We start from the raw sequence: 20641 nt of genomic DNA on the forward strand, positions 1-20641 counted from the left end.
CCGCGTGGGAGCACCCCGGCCGCCCCGCCCGCGGACGCGGGCCGGGCGGAGCGAACGCGCGGAGTGGCGGGCGAGGCCGGCGCGGACCGCATGGGCGCGGCTGCCGTCGAGGCACCTCGCTGACCCTCGCCATGGCCTCGGTCCGTATTTCCAGGGGCAACCCCACCGCCGAGGAGATCGCCGCGCTCGCCGTCCTCCTCACGGCCCGCCTGGGCAAGCGCCACGAGGCCCAGCGGCCTGCACCCGTCACCGCGCGGGCCCGCAAGCTGCCGTCCCTGTCCTTTCAGCCGTTCCGCGCGCCGGGCGCCTGGGCCTCTTGAGATGTTCACCAGGGTGAACGCCGGTGATTCCGGCAGGCACCGCTACGCGGCACCACTCTGCGTTCCTGTTTTATCGACCGCCGTCACTCCGGGAGCCGCTTTTTCGTTTGTGGTTGGTCTCCCGGCCCGTGTGCGTTCTTTGATGCTCTCGGGCCGTTTGACGGTCTTGCCGACGTCGTGGCGGTTGGCAGGGTGTCGGTTCTTGGGGCCGGGAGGGCGGCCAGGTCCTGGCCGGGATGGTTTCGGTGTCTGGGCCGGGCAGGCCGGGTTCGGGCGGAGGTTCCTGAATCCCTGGCGGACGCGGGCCGGGGTCAGCCGACCGTGGGAGACGGGCCGTTCCCAGGGGTGGCGGAGATCGGGGGCGGTCTTGCGGGGGAGGCGGAGTTGGGTGTGGGCGGCGATGACCAGCCAGACACCTCACGTTCCTCCGCCGTCAAATCAGTCGGACCGCGTCCTCGAACAATGGCCTCGGGGTAGCCTCGCGGCGTGAGCGAGTCGGACTCTCCCCAGCACCCCTTGCCGACGTGGTCCCAGGTAGCCACTGTGCGGGACTTCATCCATGGACGGACATATGCTGCCGCGGCTCCGACCATCCGCCTCGACGGAGCGCCGCCCCACGCCCCAGGGTCCGATCTGGCGCGTGTTGCGGAGGTCAACGGAGCCTTGTACGAGGTCACGTCTCACCTGTGCCGTCGTTTGCATGCCGAGCTCGCGGCGGGTCGCCCCGGGCCCGTCGCGGATGCGTCATGGGCGGCCCTGATCTCGACCGCCGCGTCCTGGCGTGAGGACCCTGAGCTGCCAGGCTGGATGAGCGAGCTGCTACCGGTCAAGCCGCGCTGACTGCGAGCTCAGGTGGTGCTGGGAACGCCATCTGTTCGTCGAACAGCTTGTGCTGCTGCAGGCAGTGGTAGAGCTGGCCGATCATGCGGTTGAAGAGGTGTCGCAGGGCGGCCGCGTGCCAGTCTCCGTGTTCGTCGCGGCGGCGGCGGTAGTGGGCTTTGGCTCCCGGTGAGCCGTTCGGTTTTCCAGGTCGCGTCCTGCTGAGCGCGCGCGAGAACGGCGATGGCGCGGGCCAGGTCGCTGTCTCTCGGCAGCGGCCGGTGGGCGTGCATGTCGGTCCGGAGGATGTTCGCCAGGACCAAGGCGTCACCGGGGTCGGACTTCTTGCGGGAGACTGCGTGCCGGTCACGGTATCGGGCGGCGGCCATCGGGTTGATGGCGAAGATCCGTCGATTGCCCGTCCGCAGGACGGCGACGAGCAGGCCGCGGGACGTCTCGATCGCAATCGGGATCGGATCTTCGTCGGTGTCGCCGTACTCAGCAAGCAGTTCCAGCAAGAGCTTGTATCCGCCGGCGTCGTCCGTGATGTGCCGCTTGGCCGGCAGCTGGCCAGTGTCGTCGACCAGGGCGACGTCGTGCGTCTTCTCAGCCCAGTCGACACCGCAGTAGATACGGAAAAGGCTGCCGCGGTCCTCCTGGGGAGGTCCGCGGCAGCCTTTTCCGTCTGCGCGGCGGGAAAGCCGCGTGTCACCCGGTCTTGCGCCGGAAGTACCGCTTCTGCCCGGCCGGGCCGCTCATGCCCTTGACGCTCAGACGGCCGTCCTCGTGCGCCTGCCGCGCCCGGCTGGCGTTGCCCTTGCGCTCGAGGGCATCACGGAATTTCCGGCGGGCGTCGTTCTCCTCGACATTGCTCTGCGGCGTATCGGTCATACGTACCTCCTGGACGCGATGTGCAGCACGGCCAGCCTGACAGGGACGTCCGGGACTGGCGAGCCATCCTTTTGTTGGGGGAAAGGAATTCGGCCTATGCCGGGTCGGGCACGAGACCGCGGGCGGTGAGGTCCGTCCGCTCGGCCTTCCCGGCGGGCCCGGCCTCCGTGTCCGCCGGCTTGCTGCGGGGCAGCAGCGGGGCGAGGGCGGCGGTCAGCAGGAAGGCGGCGACGTTGTACCAGAGGGTGACGGAGACGGCGGAGCTGAAGTCGGCGGCTCGCGCCGCGGCCGTCCCCGCGGTGTCCGGGCCCACAAGCCCGAAGAGGACGGCCCCGACGACCGCGATGCCGATCGCGGCACCGAACTGTGTGGCGGCGTTGACCACGCCGGATCCGGCGCCCGCGTCCTTGGGGGGCAGGTCACCGAGCACGGCCGTGGCGAGGATGGGCGTGCTCAACCCCATGCCCAGGCCCATGAGGAAGGCCGCGCCGGCCACGTACGGCATGGTCAGTGCGGCGCCCTGGGTGTGCACGACGCCGATCGCGGCCAGGGAGCTCAGCGCCATGATGAGGGCGCCCGCCGCCACGAACAGGCGTCCCCGGGTGGCCCCGAAGCGCCAGCCGAGCTGGAACGTGGCGACGATGCCCAGCGGCCACGCCGCGATGGCGAGTGCCGTGTCGCCCACCGACCAGCCCAGACCGAACTGGAGGTGGTAGGTGAGCACGAAGGAGAACGAGCTGATGCCGGTGAACGCGAGCAGGGTCACGACCAGGCCGGCGGAGAAGGAGCGGTGGCGGAACAGGGCCGGGTCCACGAGAGCGGATCCGTTCTTCGCCTGCCTCCTGCGCTCGTGGACCACGAACGCGAGGAACAGTGGCACCGAGGCGGCCATCAGCACGAACATCCAGGCGGGCCAGCCCTGTTCGCGGCCCTGGACGAGCGGGAACATCACGCCCAGGGAGGCCGCGGTCAGCAGGACCACGCCGGGCATGTCGAGCTGCGGGCGCTCGTCGGCGCGGAAGGAGGGCAGCGACCGGGCTCCGAGGATCAGCGCGAGAATCCCGATCGGGACGTTGACGAAGAACACCGTACGCCAGCCGAGGCCCATCAGGTCGAGGTCGGTGAGCAGACCGCCCAGCAGCGGTCCCCCGATGCTGCCGAGGCTGAGCAGACCGCCCACCAGACCGGCGGCCAGGGCCCACTCCTTGCGGTCGAAGGTCCGGACGATGACGGCCATGACCTGGGGAAGCATGAGGGCGGCCATGAACCCCTGCATGAAGCGGCCGGCGACCAGCATGCCCGGGGAGACGGCCAGACCGCTCAGGGCGGACGCCACGGTGAACAGGGCGACACCGGTCATGAAGACCCGCTTGGCCCCGAAGATGTCACCGAGTCGCCCGCCGGTGATCAGGAACATGGCGAAGGCGAGGGCGTAGCCGGCCATGGTCCACTGAGCGGAGGCGAAGCCGATCTCCATGTCCCGCTGGATGCTGGGCAGGGCGACGGTGACGATGTTGGCGTCGAGGCCGTCGAGGAAGGAGGCGGTGCCAAGTACGCCCAGGGCGACCCATCGCGCGCGTCCGGACTGTGCTGTGTCTGTCACGTGATCAGCTCCTGGGAGAAGGGTGGGGGGTGGGGCCGTCCCGCCGGACCTGCCGCGCGGCGCTGCCGCCCTGCCGTCGCCCGGGGGGCGGCGGCAGGCCGGGTTCACACCTCGAAGACGGCGCTCGCCCAGCTCATGCCGCGTCCGACGGCGGCCAGGGCGACGTGGTCGCCCTGCCGGAGGACGTCTTGCTCGACGTCCCGGGCGAGGGCGAACAGGGGGTCGGCGGCACCGAGGTGCCCGTAGTCCTCGGCGAGCGACAGGTTGGTGCGCTCCGCGGGGAAGTCCAGGGCCGCGACGAGTCCCGCCATGGCCGGCTGGTTGTCGAAGGGCAGGTTGAGCCGGGCCAGGTCGGTGAAATCGACACCGGCGCGCTTGCAGGCGCGTTCCACGACGAGCCGGTACTGGTTGCGGGCGTGGGTGCCGAACGCGGAGATCTTCTCGTGGTCGTCGCCGAAGTACTCCTTCACCTCGGCGATGCCCCGTACCCTCGGTGCGCTGCCCGCCGCGCCGGGCGTGCCGAAGGGGGCCGCCGCGCCTCCCACGTCGAGGCGGAAGAAGTCGACGTAGGTGCCGTCCGTGGTGATGTCGCTCGCGCGCCAGCGCAGCCGGTCGTGACCGCGGCGGGCGACCGCCGCGACGGCACCGTCCGAGAAGCAGCCCGCCCCCGTCTCCAGCCGGTTCCAGTAGGGCTCGGCGACGCGGCTGGCCGCGACCACCACGGCCGTCCGGTACTCGGGATGGGTGGCGAACTTCCCGGCCACCAGGTCGAACGCGGCGACGCCCGACGAGCACGCCTGGGTCAGCAGGACCGCCTCCGCGCCGTCGGCGCCGAGCCGGTGCAGGAGGCTCGCCGCCGCGTCCCAGTACAGGTACTCGGTGATGTCGGTGACCGCGAGGACCAGCAGGTCGATGTCGCCGGCGTCCGTGCCGGCGGCGTCCAGCGCCTTCCGTACGGCCTGGTACGACAGGTCCGTCAGGCCAACCCCTTCGGGGCACCGGTGCATGTAGCGGCTCGCGTAGGTGCGGACCCGCTCGATGTCCTCGGTGTACTCGGCGGCGACGTCCAGCACCGGCACCTCGTCGCCGAGTTCGTAGCCGAGTGACATCAGGCCGAAACTCATGTGATCTCCTTGTCTGGGGCCCCTCCGGGCCGTGGCTACCAGGTGACCGGCAGCCGGTGTACGCCGTAGATGGCCATGTCGGTGCACAGGGGTATCTCCTCGGCCGGAACCGCCATCCGCAGGCGAGGGAACCGGCGCAGCAGGCCGGCGTACGCGATCCGCAGCTCGACCCGTGCGAGATGGTGTCCGAGGCACTGGTGCACACCGTGCCCGAACGACAGTTGGCCGCCCGGCCTCCGCGCGGTGTCGAACCGCTCCGGGTCCGCGTCGAAGCGCCGCGGATCGCGGTTCGCGGCCGACAGGGAGAGCACGAGGCACTCACCGGCCGCGATCCGGTGGCCGCCGAGGTCCACGTCGGTCAGCGCGGTCCGCATCAGCCCCGCCCGGAAGAGCGGGAGGTACCGCAGCAGTTCCTCGACGGCGCCGTCGAGGAGGTCCGGGTCGGCCCTCAGCCCGGCCCACTGGTCCGGATGGCTCAGCAGGGTGTAGACGCCGAGTCCGAGCATGCTCGCCGTGGTCTCGTGGCCGGCGATCAGTACGACCAGCGCCACGGTCGCGATCTCCTGGTCGGAAAGCTCGCCCCCTTCGATCAGGCTGCTGATCAGGTCCGCCCCGGGCTCCGCGCGTTTGCGCGGCACGAGCCCGCCGAGGTAGGCGACCATGTCAGCGTACGCGCCGTGGGTCTCCTCCTGCGTGGAGTCCAGCCTGAAGAAGGTGGCCACGTCGTGACGGAACATGTCCTGCTCGGCGTACGGCACGCCGAGGATCTCGCAGATCAGCAGGGTCGGGATCGGGATGGCGAACTCGGCGACGAGGTCGGCTCCGCGCCCCGCGGCCTCCAGCGCGTCCAGCCGCTGCTCGACGATCTCCTCGATCCGGGGCGCCAGTTCCCTGATCCGTCGCGCCGTGAAGTGCTTGGTGAGGGGCTTGCGGTAGCGGGTGTGCTCCGGTGCGTCCATACCGATGAACTGGCCGGGCTCCGCGGGTGTGATCCTCTCCGTGCCGAACGGATGGTCGAAGGCGGCGTGATGGTGCAGTTCCTGCCGTGCGCTGAACCGCTGGTCGGCGAGGACGGACCGCACCAGGGAGTGGCTGGTGACCAGCCAGCCCCTGTGCCCGTCCGGGAACAGCATCGGGGTGACGGGCTCCCGGTCCCGGAACACTCTCAGTTCGAGGGGTGGGTCGAGGGCTGACGGCCGCTCCGTGGGCAGCTTGACCGGCTGGCACAGGGTGTTGGGCACGTCCTACTCCATCTCTCTGGCATCTCGGAGGCCTCTCCAGCTTCGCGACGAGCCCTGGACACGCGCTCGAGCCGACCTCGAGCGGCGCCGCTGGGCCGCCGGGCCGCGCCCGGCCCGGCCCGGTCACAGTCCCCCCAGTACGGCGTCGAGCGCCTTGTCCATCTCCTCGGCCGTCAGTTCCCCGGCGGCCTGGAGCGCCTCGCCGACGTCGGCGGGGGCCGGGACCCCTCGGGCCGTGCGAGCTCCAGCAGCCGGTCGAGCAGACCGCTCGGCCGCAGCAGATCGGGGCTGACACGGTCCAGTGCCCACTGGGCGGCCCGCACCGGGTCCTGCGGCGGTGCCTCACCGGAGGCGGGCTCGTCGAAGGGCAGCCGCCCGCGCAGGAAGTCGGCGATGGCCCAGGGCGTCGGGGCCAGGGCGTCCAGGAAGGCGTTGGCCGCTCCGTAGCTGCCCTGGCCGGGCGAGCCCAGAGTGCGCGCCACGGAGGAGAACAGCACGAAGGCCGCCAAGTCCAGGTCCAGGTCCCGGGTCAGCTCGTGCAGGTGCCAGGCGCCCGTGAGCTTGGGCGCCAGGACCCGCTCGAACCGCTCCGCCGTCTGATTGCGCACGACTCCGTCGTCGATCACGGCCGCGAGGTGCACCACGCCGGTCAGCGGGTGCTCGCGCCCGGCCTCGGCCACGGCCGGGGCGACCTGGTCGCTGACCGGCATGTCGCAGGCCACGATCCGTACGGACGCGGCGCCCGCCTCGGCCAGTTCGGCCGCCAGCTCCGCCGCGCCCGGCGCCGCCGAGCCTGACGCGACGTCAGTACCAGGTGGTGCACGCCGTGCCGGCCGACCAGGTGGCGGGCGACCTGACGGCCCAGCTCACCCGTGCCCCCGCTGACCAGCACCGTGCCGTGCGGGTCGAGCACGCGCGGGACCGTGAGGACGATCTTGCCGGTATGCCGTCCCGACGCCATGTGGCGGAACGCGCCGGGCGCCTCCCTCACGTCGTACGCGAGGTGCGGCAGGGGCTCGATCGTGCCGTCCGCGAGCAGCCCGGACAGCTCCGTCAGCATCCGGTGCAGGTGCGGGGGCTCCAGCGACATCAGGTCGAACGCACGGTAGACGACGCCCGGATGGGCCTCGGCGACCTCGCGCGGGTCGCGGATGTCGGTCTTGCCCATCTCCAGGAACCGGCCGCCGCGCGGCAGCAGGCGCAGTGAGGCGTCCGTGAACTCCCCGGCGAGCGAGTTGAGGACCACGTCCACACCCGTGCCTCCGGTACCGGTCAGCCACTGCGCCTCGAAAGGCCGTGTCGCGGGACGAGGCGATCCGCTCGTCGGGCAGCCCGAGGCCTTGCAGCGTCTGCCACTTGGCCCGGCCGGCCGTGCCGTAGACCTCGGCGCCCAGGTGGTGGGCAAGTTGTACGGCGGCCATGTCGACACCGCCCGCCGCCGCGTGGACGAGCAGGCGACCATGCCGAGCGCGTTGAGGACGTCACGGAAGTTCATGCCCGCGGCGCGCACCCGCGACCCGCACCTCGCCGTCGCCGAGCGGCTCCGAGCGGTCCACGGGGACCAGTTCGAGGCTGTCGATGCTGCCCTTCTCGCGGATGTCGAGGTGCCAGGGCCAGTACCCGGCGGGCGGCTGGAGCGTGCCGCCGGACTTGGCCGCCACCGCCCCGGGCGTGCTCGTCGGCGGCCGCCTGATGCAAGGCCTGACGGCGGCGCTGATGGTGCCCCAGGTGATGTCCGTCATCATGACCATGTTCGACCAGAAGGAATGGGTCGTCGCCTTCTCCCTGATGGGCGCCGTCCTCGGACTGGGCGGGGTCAGCGGACCGCTGCTCGGCGGCACCCTGACCGACCTGGACCTCTTCGGCCTCGGCTGGCGTTCGATCTTCTTCGTGAACATCCCCTTCGGGATCCTCGCGGTGGCCCTGGCCGCCTGGACCATGCCGGAGAGCAAGTCGGACCAATCGCCCCGGCTCGACATCACCGGCGTCGTCCTGATCACCCTGGCCTCGCTCGGGCTCATGTACCCGCTGGTCCAGGGCCGCGAAGAGGGCTGGCCGGGCTGGATGTTCGCCCTCTTCGCCGGCTCGGTGCTGCTGTTCGCCGCCTTCGGCGTCCACCAGAGCCGCCGCCACCGCCGCGACGGATCCGCACTGGTCCCGCCCACCCTGTTCCACCACCGCTCGTTCCGCGCCGGCGTCGTCGTGGTCATGCTGGCGTTCTCCGGCATCACCTCGTTCTTCCTGGTGCTGACCTACCACATGCAGCTGGGGCTCGGCTGGTCGGCGCTGCGCACCGCGCTGGTGACGGTGGCCTTCCCCATCGGCATCATGGCCACCTTCCAGATCGCCTGGCGCAAGGGCACCGCCAACGGGCGCAAGTTCGTCGCGATCGGCACGTCCGTGATGACGCTCGGCACCCTCGCCATGATCCTCGCGGTGTCGAGCCAGGGCGCCGGAATCGACTGGTACCACGTCGCGGGCGCCGAACTGATCGTGGGCTTCGGCATGGGCCTGTGCTCGCCGATCCTGACCAACGTGGTGCTCGGCGACATCCCCCCGCAGGACGCCGGAGCCGGCTCCGGCGTGGTCAACGCCGTCATCCAGTTCGGAACGGCCGCGGGCATCGCCATCGTCGGCGTCATCTTCTTCAGCCTCACGGGCAGCGAGGTCGCGGGCGCGGACCGGGCCGACCGCTTCAGCGACGCCACCTCCGTGACGCTCTGGTACAACGTCGCCGTCTTCACGCTCGTCGCCCTCCTCAGCCCGCTCCTGCCCGCCTCGAAGACCCCTCAGGCCGAGCCGGAGACGACGTCTGCGGAGCCCGCCGCACAGACCGCGGCGCCCGCCACGAAGGACCGGCTCCTCCTTGACACCGCCTGACCCCGGAAATGGCGAATTCCATTGCCTGGAGTCGTGAATGCGGGGTCGTCATTCTAGCAATTCTGTGCCAGACTTTTTCTGTCGATTGATTGCAGGAGGTACGTATGACTGACAAGTCGTTCGACGGTGGCGTTGCAGAAGATGCCAAGGAGAAGTTCCGCGAGGCGCTGGAGCGCAAGTCCAACGCAACGCGCGCCCGCACGGCTCACGAAGAGGGCCGCATCAAGGTGAAGAACATGAGCGGTTCGGCCGGCCAGAAGCGGTATTTCCGCAGGAAGACTGGTTGATCAAACCCGACTCCACCCCCCATGGGTCGCCGCGGTCCATTCCACTGGAATGGACCGCGGCGGCTTTTTGTGTGCCTGCAATATCCACTCGAATCGTGCTCGAATTCAACTCGAATTATGCTTGGATTTCAGTGGAGAATTGGACCCGCGACGATGCGTTCCGGCCATGATCGCAAGTGTTCGCGAGTCATTCCGTACGCATTCCCGTGCGGAACCCGAGGCGGGCTGTAGCGCCCGCGCTGATCCTGGAGTGTCCGGCACCAGGCGCATCCCGGTGCGACCGTCGAAAGGGGCTCCCCGTGATCATCGTCGAGGAACGTCCGGTGCTGACCGCCCCCGCGGTGGGCGTCACGCCCGCAGAGGAACACCCTGCCGACCCGCCGGCGCACACGGACTCCCCGGACCGCGCGAACTCCCCGGACTCCCCGGACCGCACGGAGCTTCCCGGGACGACCGCCGCCGAGGACACCTCGACGGCCCTCGCCATGGCCTCGATCCGGATCTCCCGGGGCAACCCCACCGCCGAGGAGACGGCCGCCCTGGCCGCCCTCCTCACGGCCCGCCTGCGCCTGCTCCACGGGGCCCGGCAGCCCGAACCCTCCGCCCCGCGCACCCGCAAACTCCCCACCCAGCCCTGTCGGCCGTTCCTCGCACCGGGCGCCTGGGCTTCCTGACTTCGTCAAGCCGGCTGTCTATCCGAGGTCTGAGCCCGGTGTGGCAGCGCCGCCTGAGGTCGCCTCGGGTCTCGTGTGGAGGATCTCGCGGGCCTGCTCCGCGGCGCGGGTGATGCTCTCGCTGACGAAGTCGACGAAGCGGGCGATGTTCTCGAGGCGGGTGGCGGCCCGGGTGTCGGGGCCGAGGATGCCGACGCCCTGCCGTGCGGTCTCGGCGAGTTGGGTGGTGGAGCGGGCGCTGGCGATCATGGACTGGTACCAGACGTCGTCGTCGACGATGTAGCGCTCGCGGCGGCGTTCGTCGCGTTCCCGGCGGATCAGGCCCTGACTCTCCGGGAACGCGATCGCTTTGGAGATGGGCTGACCGCGAGGCGCTGGGCGAGCGCGGACGCGGTGAGGCTGCCCGCGTCCGTGGTGTGGAGGGACACCAGTACCCGGGCCGTCATCTTGGGCAGGCCCGAGGCCATGAGGGGGGTCGTGAACACCTCCTCGTACGCGCGCACGGCCTCGGGGTCGCGTCCGTGGGCCTGCGGGGGCGCCTGTTGGCCTCGGGGCGCGGTCTGCTTGCGCCGGGCGGCGCGGTGTTCGGTGGCGCGGTGGGCCAGATCGGCGCGGTAGCCGGCGGGGCCGCCGTTGCGCATCACCTCGCGCGTGATGGTCGAGGTCGGACGGTCCAGACGTCTGCCTATCTCCGCGTCGGCGAGCCCGTCGGCCACCCCCAGCGCGATCTGCTGACGTTCCTGCTGAGTGAGCCTGCCTTCGCGATCCCCCTCGTGGTTCGTTGATGCCCCCGGTATAGCGTTCACTCCCAATCCAATGCAACGGTCAGAGTGCTGTCGTTGCGTTAAAATCAAAGCTGTTGCAACGATACTTAGCCTGTCACCTGCGATGATGCTGATCATACGCAATGAGTGTGTTGCTCAAACAGTGAAGGCAACGTAGCGTTTCTGGTGTCGGAAACAATGAGCAGCCAGGAGAGCATCATGCAGAAGTTCGCCACCCGCCCCGATCGCCGCCGTCCTGGACATCCCCGCGGGACTCGTCCGGTTCATCGCCGCCGACCGGGCCGACACCACGGTCGAGGTCCGGCCGGTGAACGCCTCGAGCAGCCGTGACGTGAAGGCGGCGGAGCAGACCACGGTCGAATACGTCGACGGCGTGCTGCGGATCGAGGCCGCTCCGGCGAAGAACCGGATCCTGGGCCACTCCGGTTCCGTCGAGGTGACGGTCCAGCTGCCCGCCGGTTCCCGTGTCGAGGCGAAGACGGCCGCTGCCGAACTCCGGGGCGTCGGACGGCTGGGCGATGTCACCCTCGAGGCGCCGCAGGGCTCGATCAAGCTCGACGAGACCGCGGGCGCCAGTCTCACGCTCCCTGCCGGTGACATCTCGGTCGGCCGCCTCGGGGGCCCGGCCCAGATCAGCACGCAGAAGGGCGACATCCAGGTCGCCGAGGCCGTCCGCGGTGCGGTCGAACTGCGTACGGAGGCGGGAAACCTGTCGATCGGCGCCGCCCGGGGTGTCTCGGCCTCCCTCGACGCCGATACCGCCTACGGCCGCATCCACAACGCGCTCAAGAACACCGACGGCGCCGCCGGCCTGACCATCCACGCGACCACCGCCTACGGCGACGTCACTGCCCGCAGCGTCTGAGCGGCTCCTGCGACCGGGGCCGCGCCCGGGGCCGCGACGGGCCCGGGCTACAGCCGGCGCAGGAGGGCGGCCCGGTCGACCTTGCCCTGCCTGGTCAGGGGCAGCTCGTCGAGCGCGATGATGCGCGCGGGGACCATGTACGACGGCAGGACGGTCCGCAGGGCGCGTACGACCTCGGCCTTCGAAAGCGGCTCGGCCGTGGGCACGTAGAAGGCGGCCAGCGACCGCCCGCCCCGCCCCGTGGGCGCCACCACCGACGCGGCCCGGACGCCCGGGCACTGGAGGAGGGCGCTCTGCACCTCGCCTAGTTCGATCCGGTAGCCGCGCACCTTGACCTGGTCGTCGAGGCGGCCCAGGAACTCCAGGTCGCCGCCCGCCAGCCAGCGGGCGCGGTCACCGGTGCGGTACATGCGCTCGCCGGGGCGTACGGCTCCCGGGTCGGGCAGGAACTTCGCGGCGGTGAGAGGGGTGGCCGCGGCGTAGCCCAGGGCGACGCACGTGCCGGCGATGTACAGATCGCCCTCCTTGCCCAGGGGGCAGGGCCGCAGCTCGCTGTCGAGCACGTAGTAGCGGGCGTTCTGCATCGGTTTGCCGTAGGGGATGCTCGGCCACGCGGGGTCGACGTCCCGCACCCGGTAGTCGTTGGACCAGACGGTGCACTCCGTGGCGCCGCCGAACGACACCACCTCGGCGTTCGGGAACGCGGCACGGATCTGGTCCGGGAGCGGCACCGGGATCCAGTCGCCGCTGAGCAGGGCCAGGCGGAGCGTGTCGCGCCCGGCGGGCTCGCGGGCCTGGACGAAGGGCATGACCATGGCCAGGGAGGCGGGCGCCGAGTCCCAGATGGTGATGGCCTCCCGTTCGAGCAGGTCCACCAGCGTGTCCGGCTCGGCGAGTTCAGCCGCCGACGCCAGCCGTACGGTCGCGCCGGCGGCGAGCACGCCGAACATGTCGTAGACCGAGAGGTCGAAGCAGAACGACGTGACGAACAGGAGCTTGTCGGCGGGCCCGACCCCGTAGGTGCGGTTCACCCAGTCGATGAGGTTCACCGCCGACCGGTGGGAGACGCAGACGCCCTTGGGCGTACCGGTCGAGCCCGACGTGAAGATGGTGTAGCAGACGTCGTCGGCCGTCGGGCCGGTGGTGAGGGGGTCGGCTGGCCGGAGGCCGACGTGATGGCCGGTCCACAGCGGTTCACGCGGCGGCGCCGCACGGTCGCGGGACACCGCCGCACGGCCGCGCGACGGCTCGACGCGGATGACGGCGTCGTAGCGCTCGGCCAGTTCGCCGGTGAACTCCCCGGCCCGGCGGCGGTGGACGTCCGCGCGGGCCACCCCGGGCAGCAGTTCGGGCAACCGTTCGACGAAGCGGGGCGGCACCCGGAGGCCGGAGTGGGCGCCGAGCCCGGGGTCGACGAGGTCGGCGAGGACGATGACGCCGTCGTCGGCGAGCAGCCCGAGGAGCGAGTCGAGGACGCCCGTCAGGTGGTCGAGGTCCGGCAGGAACTGCACCGTACTGGCCAGCACGACGACGTCGAACGGACCGCTCACCCGCTCGGCGGCCTCGTGCGCGAAGCACACCACGCCTTCGACCTCGCCCCCGGCGCGGGCCCCGGTCTCCTGGCTCCTGGCCACGGACACCGGTGAGGGGTCGACGGCGACGTAGCGGGACGCCTGCGGTGCCAGGGCCTCGACGATCAGACCGGATCCGCACCCGATCTCCAGGACCGAGGGCCGCTCGGCGGACGTCGCGGCCCGTACGAACCGTGCCACGTGGTCCTGGTAGCCCCGCAGGTCATCCGCGGTGAAGGGCCTCTGCGAGCGGCGGGTGTTGAAGCCCGCGGCCTCGAGCGGGTCGGGGGAGCCGGACAGGTAGTCGAAGAGGTCCGCGACGGCCTCGCGCCGGAAGGTGGCCGACCAGGAGAACTCCTCGGGGATGCCGGGGCACAGCACGTGCCGGAGCGAGGGCACCTCCCACCGGAACTCCTGTACGGAGGGCAGGGACGCGCGGTCGGTCAGCACGGCCGCCACGTCGAGCTGGTCGAGCAGCCCGACCATCCGGGAGGCCGGCCACGCCGGGTCGAGCGGCACGTAGGAGGCGCCGGCCTTGAGCACCGCGAGCATGCCGACGAGGGCCGAGGCGTCGCGCTCGCCGTACACGCCGACGGCCGAGCCCCGGCCCAGTCCCAGCTCGCGCAGCAGCCGCGCCAGCCGGTTGGAGTGGCGGTCCAGTTCGCCGTGGGTGATGACCTGCTTGTCGGAGGTCACGATCGCCGGCCGGTCCGGGTGGCGACGGGCGGTCTCGGCGATCAGCACGGGGATCGTGGCGTCGTCGCGGAAGGGCCGCGCGGTCTCGTTCCACCTGCTCCAGGGGGCGTCCGTGACGGACACCGGCCGGGCGCTCACCGTGCCGGTGCGGCCGGTGCGGCCGGCGCCCGAAGGCCCTCGTGGGCCGCCAGCGCGCCGGTCAGTTCGTTCACCGTCGGGTGGTTGAAGAAGAGCCGCAGGGCCAGGCGCGCGCCGAGCTCCGCCCCGAGCGCGGCCATGATCTCGGCGACCAGCAGGGAGTTCCCGCCGGCCTCGAAGAAGTCCTCGTCGTCGCCGAAGTCCTCGTGCTCCAGCGCGTCGGCCCACTGGACCCGCACCCGGGCGCGCAGCAGTTCGAGGTCCGGGCCGTCGTGGCCGATGTGGTCCGGGCTCGCCACCCCGACCGATCCGAAGTCGTTCACCGATCTCTCCCGCGTTCTCTCTCGGTGCTCTGGGGTCCGCGCTCACCCGGTCGAGGGCTCCGACCGGATGCCAGTCTCGCCGCGGTGGGCTGCCGTTGTCCGAAGATCTTTCAGAGGTCAGTCAGGGTTGGCGCCCGTGGGCCACGGCGATTGGTCATCCTCACGTGCATGGGAACTCACACGAAAAGCCGCTGGTTCGTCGGCGTCCCCCACGAAGGCCCCAAGGAGTGCGCGCTGTACGCCTTTCCGCACGCGGGCGCCGGCGTGACCACGGTGCGGCCGCTGTGCGTCGAGCTCTCCGACGCCTTCGACGCGTTCGCGGTACGACTCCCGGGCCGGGAGTCCCGGCTCGAGGAGCCGGCGGAGACCGCCATGCCCGAACTCGCCGACAAGCTCGCCGACGAACTGCTCCAGCACGCCGAGGGACGGCCGGTGGTGCTGTACGGGCACTGCGCCGGCTCGACGATCGCCTACGAGGTGGCACGGCGCCTGGGCCCCGCCCGGGTGCGGGCCCTGGTCGTCTCCTCGAACCCGGCCCCCGGCAGCGTCCGCCGCGAGCCCACGTTCGCGCTGCCGCGGCCGGACTTCCTCCGGCAGGTCGTGGCGGACGGGTACCTCCCGGCGAAGCTCCTCGGCAACGAGGAACTGCTCGACATCGTCGAGCCCGCCCTGCGCGCCGACTACGAACTCATCGAGACCCACGAGCTGGAGCTGTACGAGCGCGGCGGCGCCGAGCCCGTCGCGGTCCCGACGGTGGCCGTGTACGGCCACGACGACCACACCGTCGAACGCGCCCAGCTCGACGCGTGGTCGACGCTCACCACCGGGCCGTTCCGACTTGTGTCGCTGCCGGGCGGCAACGACCTGCCGACCAGCCGCCCGGCGGACCTGGCGGCGGCCATCGGCGAGGCCGTGGCGGCCCTCGCCTGAGCACCGGCGCGGCGCCCGGCCGGGTCTGGCACACATCTGTCAGACGGCCCGATGACCCGGTGCTCCCCTTCCTAGGGTGGGCTCACGACCGAACCTGCGCACCATGATCGAAAGGGAACAGGAGCATGGCGCCCCTCACGAACGCGCGACAGCGCCCCACCAGCCGGTTCGAGGAGGCCGAGGCCGCGCTCCGCGCGCAGGAGGGCGTGGCGCAGGCGGCCGTGGTCTCCCGCGAGGACCGGCTCGGGGAGCGGCGCCTGGTGGCGTACGTCGTACCCGGGGTGCCGGACACGGACGTGACCCGGCACGTGGAGAAGTGGCGCGCGGTCTACGACGAGATGTACGGCGACACCGCGCCGGACAACGGGATCGGCGAAGACTTCACCGGATGGAACAGTGCCTACACGCGCGAACCCATCCCCCTGCCGCAGATGCGCCAGTGGCGCGCGTCCGCGGTGGAGCGGGTGCGCGCTCTGGAGGCGCGCCGGGTGCTGGAGATCGGGGTGGGCTCCGGGCTGCTGCTCGGGCCGCTGGCACCGGAAACCGAGGCCTACTGGGCCACCGACTTCTCCGACGCGGTCATCGAACGGCTCGGCGCCCAGGTCGCCGCGGAGCCGCGGCTGAAGGACAGGGTGACACTGCGGTGCCAGCCCGCCGACTCCGCCGACGGACTGCCGGCGGAGTACTTCGACACGGTGCTCCTCAACTCGGTCGTGCAGTACTTCCCCGACGCCGCCTACCTCTCGGCTGTCCTGGACGTCGCGCTCCGGCGGCTCGCCCCGGCCGGCCGGATCCTCGTCGGCGACGTCCGCAACCACGGCACCCTGCGGGAGTTCCTGACGGCCGTCCACCACGCCCAGCGCCCCGGTGACGAGCCGTCCGCCGTGCGGGCAGCGGTCGCCCGCGCCGTGCTCCGCGAGACGGAACTCCACCTCGATCCGGGCTTCTTCACCGAGTGGGCCGACGCGCACGACGAGGTCGCGGCCGTGGACGTCCGGCTCAAGCCCGGACCGGACGGGAACGAACTCACCCGCCACCGCTACGAAGTCGTCCTGCACAAGCGGTCGAGCACGCCGACGCACCTCGCGGACGTCCCCGCCGTCACCTGGGGCTCGGACGTGCACCAGGTGTCCGGCCTGGAGGCCGAGCTGGCCCGTCACGGCGGCCGCCTGCGGCTGACCCGGATACCGAACGCCAGGCTGGTGAGCGAGGCGGCCGAATGCGGGGCCCCCGCCACGGCGGAAGGCACGCCCCTCGACCCGCACGCGCTGGAGACCTGGGGCCGGGAGCACGGCCGCGCCGTCCTGTGCACCTGGTCGGCCGAGGCGCCCGGCTGGTTCGAGGCGGTGATCGTGCCCGCGGACGGCAGGCATTGCTACGGCGGGGTGTACCGGCCCCTGGACACCCGGGCCAGGCCGCTCGCCAACGTGCCCGGGGCCTCCCGCCGGGCCTCGAGGCTGCCGGCGGTGCTGCGGCGGGAACTGGCGGCCGAACTGCCCGGCCACCTGGTGCCGGACGACATCGTGGTCATCGCCCACCTGCCGCTGACCGCCGAGGGCACGGTAGACCGCGCCGCGCTCCCCGAACCGAACTGAAGGCAGCGGAGTAAGACATGGCGGTGAACCCGTTCGACGACGAGGACGGCGAGTTCTACGTGGTGGTCAACGACGAGGAGCAGCACGCGCTGTGGCCCACGTTCGCCGTCGTGCCCGACGGCTGGCGCGTAGTGGCCGGGCCGGCGGGGCGGGCGCGGAGCATCGCGTACGTCGAGGAGAACTGGACCGACCTGCGGCCGCGGAGCCTGCGCGAGGCGACGCCGGCGTCCTGACGCGGGCCTGTGACCACGACTCGACCGGGGCTCGTCCGTGCCGAGAGGTCCATGGGTTTCGGTGGTTCGGACCGGATGTACGTGGGTTGTACAGGGAGGACGTGCCCGTGGGTGTTCGAAATTCCGACGTCGTCTTCGTCCGTTGGCCGGCGCAGGCGGATCTGAGAACCCGCTGCCGGCAGGAGGGCATGCCGCGCCTGCTCGTCGTGGAGGCGGGCGCGCAGCCGCCGATCAGCAACGATCCGGTCGAGGACTGGGTACGCCCCCCGGTGTCCCGGGATGACCTCGAAGCCCGGGTCACCGTCCTGCAGAGCCGTTTCGACAGCAACCGGGTACCGACGATCGACTCGACCGGGACCCTGAGCTTCGGCCATCACTCCATCACCGTCTCCACCACGCAGACGGAGTTGATGCGCCTGCTCGTCGACCGCTTCGGCGACGTCGTGCACCGCTCCGAGTTCGTGCAGCGCTTCGCCCTGCAGACGCTGACGCTGAACAGGAACGCGCTCGACCTGCACATCATGCGGCTGCGCCGCCGGCTCCTGCCCATCGAACTGTCCATCCGGACCGTGTGGGGGCGGGGCTACATGCTGGAGAACGCGGTGTCCGCCGAGGCCGTCCCGGCGGCGAACGCCTCCGGTGTCTGACCATGCCGCACCCCACAGAGTGCAGGGACCAACCGACCACTCGACACCGGAGATTACCTTGAACTCCTCGACGACCAGCACCCTCTACGAAGTGGGCGACCTGCCCCCGCTCGGGACCGTCCCCCGTTCCATGTACGCGTCGGTCATCCGCCCGGAACGGTACGGGGCCCCGGCTACGGCCTTTCGGACGGAGGTCGTCGAGACGCCCGAGGTGCCGCCCGGGTTCGTCCTCGTCGCGGTCATGGCCGCCGGCATCAACTACAACAACGTCTGGGCGGCCAAGGGGCATCCCGTCGACGTCGTGGCGGCACGTCAGCGGCAGGGCAGCCAGGAGCCCTTCCACGTCGGCGGATCGGATGCCTCCGGAATCGTCTGGAAGGTGGGAGAGGGCGTACGGCAGGTCAAGGTGGGCGACGAGGTCATCGTCTCGGCCGGCCTGTGGGACGAGCACGATCCCGATGTCCGGCTCGGCGTCGATCCCATGCTCGCGGCATCGCTGAAGGCATGGGGCTACGAATCGAACTGGGGTTCGTTCGCCCAGTTCGCCCTGGTGGCCGACTTCCAGTGTCTGCCCCGGCCCACCAGGCTGAGCTGGGCGGAATCCGCGGGATTCCTGCTGACCGGTGCGACGGCGTACCGGCAGCTCAACGGCTGGGCGCCCAACACGGTGCAGCCCGGTGACGGAGTCCTCATCTGGGGCGGCTCCGGCGGCCTCGGCTCCATGGCCATCTCCCTGACCCGGCAGATGGGAGGCAGGCCCATCGCCGTCGTGTCCTCACCGGAGAAGGCCAAGTACTGCCTCGACCTGGGTGCGGCGGGCGTCATCGACCGGACCAAGTTCAGCCATTGGGGACGCGTGCCCGAGGCCGGCACCGAGGAGCACAAGCGGTGGACCGCCGACCTGCGGGCCTTCGGGCGGGAGATCTGGGACATCCTCGGTGAGAAGGCCTCTCCCAAGATCGTTTTCGAGCATCCCGGCAGCGACACCATCCCCACGTCGGTCTACGTGTGCGGCACGGGCGGGATGATCGTGATCTGCGGGGCCACGTCCGGCTTCAACGTGGACGTCGACCTCAGGTACCTGTGGATGAGGCAGAAGCGGCTCCAGGGATCCCATTTCGCCAATCCGCGCGAGTGCCTCGCCGTGACCCGCCTCGTCGACATGGGCCTCCTCGACCCGCACCTGGGGCACACGTACGCCTTCGAGGAGATCGGCCGGGCCCATCAGGACCTGCTGGAGGGCGTGCAGGCACCGGGCAACTCGGCCGTACTGGTCGGTGCGACGAACAATCCCGGTCTCGGGGACCGCTGAGCCGTCGCAGAAATCCTCGGGAAACACTCGAGGAGCAGTTGTGCCGCAATCGCGAGAAAGCTGCACACTGCATGAATGGAAAGATCGAGATCCGGGTTGTCTGGCATCATCGAGTCACGCCAATCCGCGGGGGTTTTTCCCGAAGTCAACGGGAATTCGTTTCCGCGGCCGGGTATGACCGCATGTCCTCCGAGCAGGGGTCCCGCCTGGGCCGGCCGAACAGGCCCTTACAACCACGGAGTCGACTTGACCAGGACCGATCTGCAGCCGGTGGCGTTCCCCACCGAGCGCACCTGCCCCTTCAACCCTCCCCCGAAGCTGACCGAGCTGCGGGACGAGCACCCGGTGAGCAGACTGGCCTACCCCGACGGCACCGACGGCTGGCTGGTCACCGGGTACGCCGCCGCGCGTGCCGTCCTGAACGACCCCCGGTTCAGCTCACGCGGAGAACACCGCCGGATGGCGGTGGGGGAGGGCGCCCCGGGGCCGACGAGGCCGGGCGTCTTCATCTTCATGGACCCCCCGGAGCACAGCCGGTTCCGGAAGCTGTTCACCGGTGAATTCACCGTACGGCGGACCAGGAACCTGGAACCGAAGGTGGAGCGGATCACCGCGGACCGGATAGCCGCGATGCGGGAGATCGGACCGCCGGTGGATCTCGTGCGCGAATTCGCCCTGCCGATTCCCTCACTGGTGATATGCGAGCTGCTGGGTGTTCCGTACGAGGACCACGCGTTCTTCCAGCGGCATTCGGAAACCATGCTCGACTACGACCGCTCGATGGACGAGGTCGTGGAAGCATTCCAATTGATGGCGGAATTCCTGACCCGGCTGGTCCGCCTCAAGCGCGAGCGGCCGCAGGACGACCTGCTGAGCAGGGTCGCCGCGTCCGACCTCACGGACGAGGAAGCCGCGGGCTCGGCGATGCTCGTCCTCACGGCGGGCCACGAGACCACCGCGAAGATGCTGGGACTCGGCACGTACCTGCTGCTCTCCCGGCCGGAGCAACTGGCGCTGCTGCGCAAGGACCCGTCCCTGATCGACGGCGCGGTCGAGGAGATGCTGCGCTACCTGAGCATCGTCCAGTTCGGCATCATCCGCGGAGCCACGCAGGACGTCGAGCTGGAGGGTCGGCGGATCCGGGCGGGCGAGGTCGTGACCGTGGCCCTGTCCGCGGCCAACCGCGACGGCGACGCCTTCCAGGACCCGGACGCGCTCGACCTGACCCGCAGCGCCGGCCGGCACCTCGGCTTCGGCTACGGCGTGCACCAGTGCGTGGGACAGCAGCTCGCCCGTGTCGAAATGCGGGTGGCCTTCGGTCAGTTGATCCGCGAGTTCCCCGGCCTGCACCTGGCCGCCGCGCGCGACGAGATCGAGACGACCCACCTGTCGTCGATGTACGGCGTGCGGCGCCTGCCCGTCGGCTGGTGACGGCGATGAGGGTCGACGTCGACACGGATAAGTGCTGCGGCGCGGGCATGTGCGCGCTGACCGAGCCCCTGGTGTTCGACCAGAGCCGGGAGGACGGGACGGTCGTGCTGCTCAGCGCGCATCCGCCCGAGGAACTGTGGGACAGCGTCGAGGAGTGCGTGCGGGTGTGCCCCTCGCAGTCGATCAGCCTCGACGAGACCGCGTAGGGACCGGGTGGCCGGCAGCGGCCGCCCCCGGACCCCGGCACCGCCGGCGCGGACCACCGTGCCTTTCACC

18 protein-coding genes and 5 pseudogenes are annotated in these 20641 nt (G+C 71.0%); 12 read left to right on the forward strand and 11 right to left on the reverse strand.

The features are described from left to right. Nucleotides 1-131: 131 nt before the first annotated feature. On the forward strand, nucleotides 132-320 hold the full coding sequence (locus tag OG299_RS41055; protein WP_327364789.1) for an acyl-CoA carboxylase subunit epsilon: 189 nt from the start codon (nucleotides 132-134) through the stop codon (nucleotides 318-320). A 126-nt stretch (nucleotides 321-446) separates the two neighbouring features. On the opposite strand, the pseudogene OG299_RS41060 reads toward OG299_RS41055, so the two are convergent. From OG299_RS41060 to OG299_RS42980, 8 genes and pseudogenes are all read right to left on the reverse strand, one after another. Beyond that, nucleotides 447-731: pseudogene (locus OG299_RS41060) on the reverse strand (NF041680 family putative transposase); the annotation flags it as partial. A gap of 599 nt (nucleotides 732-1330) precedes the next feature. After that, nucleotides 1331-1771 (reverse strand): annotated as a pseudogene (locus OG299_RS41065) (IS110 family transposase); the annotation flags it as partial. 76 nt (nucleotides 1772-1847) lie between these two features. Continuing rightward, nucleotides 1848-2030 carry a DUF5302 domain-containing protein gene (locus tag OG299_RS41070; protein WP_327364790.1) on the reverse strand — a complete coding sequence of 61 codons (183 nt, stop codon included), beginning with the start codon at nucleotides 2028-2030 and terminating at the stop codon, nucleotides 1848-1850. Nucleotides 2031-2124: 94 nt separating this feature from the next. Next, nucleotides 2125-3633 (reverse strand): MFS transporter, encoded by a 1509-nt coding sequence (locus OG299_RS41075; RefSeq protein WP_327364791.1) that lies wholly within the window; start codon nucleotides 3631-3633, stop codon nucleotides 2125-2127. Nucleotides 3634-3737: 104 nt separating this feature from the next. Then, nucleotides 3738-4757: a 3-oxoacyl-ACP synthase III family protein gene (locus tag OG299_RS41080; protein WP_327364792.1), complete on the reverse strand. Its 1020-nt coding sequence runs from the start codon at nucleotides 4755-4757 to the stop codon at nucleotides 3738-3740. Between the two features lie 35 nt (nucleotides 4758-4792). Further along, nucleotides 4793-5998 (reverse strand): cytochrome P450, encoded by a 1206-nt coding sequence (locus tag OG299_RS41085; RefSeq protein WP_327364793.1) that lies wholly within the window; start codon nucleotides 5996-5998, stop codon nucleotides 4793-4795. A gap of 173 nt (nucleotides 5999-6171) precedes the next feature. Continuing rightward, nucleotides 6172-7493, reverse strand: a pseudogene (locus tag OG299_RS41090) (SDR family oxidoreductase). Further along, nucleotides 7480-7659 (reverse strand): hypothetical protein, encoded by a 180-nt coding sequence (locus OG299_RS42980; protein ID WP_442817616.1) that lies wholly within the window; start codon nucleotides 7657-7659, stop codon nucleotides 7480-7482. Before OG299_RS42980 ends, OG299_RS41090 begins: the two are co-directional and overlap by 14 nt. Between OG299_RS42980 and OG299_RS41095 the strand changes: the two genes are divergently transcribed. The 3 genes from OG299_RS41095 (at nucleotide 7649) to OG299_RS41105 (ending at nucleotide 9839) form a co-directional block, all read left to right on the forward strand. Next, nucleotides 7649-8878, forward strand: a complete 1230-nt coding sequence (locus OG299_RS41095) for an MFS transporter (protein WP_327364795.1) — start codon at nucleotides 7649-7651, stop codon at nucleotides 8876-8878. The genes OG299_RS42980 and OG299_RS41095 overlap by 11 nt on opposite strands. 104 nt (nucleotides 8879-8982) lie before the next feature. Further along, the gene (locus OG299_RS41100; RefSeq protein ID WP_215141663.1) at nucleotides 8983-9165 is read left to right on the forward strand and encodes a DUF5302 domain-containing protein; all 183 of its coding nucleotides are present in this window, start codon (nucleotides 8983-8985) and stop codon (nucleotides 9163-9165) included. A gap of 299 nt (nucleotides 9166-9464) precedes the next feature. Continuing rightward, nucleotides 9465-9839: an acyl-CoA carboxylase epsilon subunit gene (locus tag OG299_RS41105; protein WP_327364796.1), complete on the forward strand. Its 375-nt coding sequence runs from the start codon at nucleotides 9465-9467 to the stop codon at nucleotides 9837-9839. 18 nt (nucleotides 9840-9857) lie between these two features. Here OG299_RS41105 and OG299_RS41110 read toward each other — a convergent pair. Further along, nucleotides 9858-10636 (reverse strand): annotated as a pseudogene (locus tag OG299_RS41110) (helix-turn-helix domain-containing protein). Nucleotides 10637-10822: 186 nt separating this feature from the next. Here OG299_RS41110 and OG299_RS41115 point away from each other — a divergent pair. Next, nucleotides 10823-11489, forward strand: a pseudogene (locus OG299_RS41115) (DUF4097 family beta strand repeat-containing protein). 47 nt (nucleotides 11490-11536) lie between these two features. Here OG299_RS41115 and OG299_RS41120 read toward each other — a convergent pair. Together OG299_RS41120 and OG299_RS41125 are read right to left on the reverse strand one after the other, a co-directional pair. Then, nucleotides 11537-13879 (reverse strand): amino acid adenylation domain-containing protein, encoded by a 2343-nt coding sequence (locus tag OG299_RS41120; protein WP_327364797.1) that lies wholly within the window; start codon nucleotides 13877-13879, stop codon nucleotides 11537-11539. 11 nt (nucleotides 13880-13890) lie between these two features. Then, on the reverse strand, nucleotides 13891-14217 hold the full coding sequence (locus tag OG299_RS41125; protein WP_327364798.1) for an acyl carrier protein: 327 nt from the start codon (nucleotides 14215-14217) through the stop codon (nucleotides 13891-13893). Nucleotides 14218-14385: 168 nt separating this feature from the next. Between OG299_RS41125 and OG299_RS41130 the strand changes: the two genes are divergently transcribed. From OG299_RS41130 to OG299_RS41160, 7 genes are all read left to right on the forward strand, one after another. Next, on the forward strand, nucleotides 14386-15147 hold the full coding sequence (locus OG299_RS41130; protein WP_327364799.1) for a thioesterase II family protein: 762 nt from the start codon (nucleotides 14386-14388) through the stop codon (nucleotides 15145-15147). Nucleotides 15148-15272: 125 nt separating this feature from the next. Next, nucleotides 15273-16742 carry a methyltransferase gene (locus OG299_RS41135; protein WP_327364800.1) on the forward strand — a complete coding sequence of 490 codons (1470 nt, stop codon included), beginning with the start codon at nucleotides 15273-15275 and terminating at the stop codon, nucleotides 16740-16742. A 17-nt stretch (nucleotides 16743-16759) separates the two neighbouring features. Further along, nucleotides 16760-16975, forward strand: a complete 216-nt coding sequence (locus tag OG299_RS41140) for an MbtH family protein (protein WP_257559774.1) — start codon at nucleotides 16760-16762, stop codon at nucleotides 16973-16975. A 107-nt stretch (nucleotides 16976-17082) separates the two neighbouring features. After that, a complete protein-coding gene (locus OG299_RS41145; protein ID WP_257559775.1) occupies nucleotides 17083-17622 on the forward strand; it encodes a winged helix-turn-helix domain-containing protein in 540 nt (179 codons plus the stop codon). A 58-nt stretch (nucleotides 17623-17680) separates the two neighbouring features. Continuing rightward, nucleotides 17681-18934, forward strand: coding sequence for a crotonyl-CoA carboxylase/reductase (gene ccrA, locus OG299_RS41150; protein ID WP_327364801.1), 1254 nt, complete (start codon nucleotides 17681-17683; stop codon nucleotides 18932-18934). 246 nt (nucleotides 18935-19180) lie between these two features. After that, on the forward strand, nucleotides 19181-20365 hold the full coding sequence (locus OG299_RS41155; RefSeq protein ID WP_327364802.1) for a cytochrome P450: 1185 nt from the start codon (nucleotides 19181-19183) through the stop codon (nucleotides 20363-20365). A 5-nt stretch (nucleotides 20366-20370) separates the two neighbouring features. Next, the gene (locus OG299_RS41160; RefSeq protein ID WP_327364803.1) at nucleotides 20371-20571 is read left to right on the forward strand and encodes a ferredoxin; all 201 of its coding nucleotides are present in this window, start codon (nucleotides 20371-20373) and stop codon (nucleotides 20569-20571) included. Nucleotides 20572-20641 lie beyond the last annotated feature (70 nt).

This window comes from Streptomyces sp. NBC_01296, from assembly GCF_035984415.1.
Taxonomy (GTDB): Bacteria; Actinomycetota; Actinomycetes; order Streptomycetales; family Streptomycetaceae; genus Streptomyces.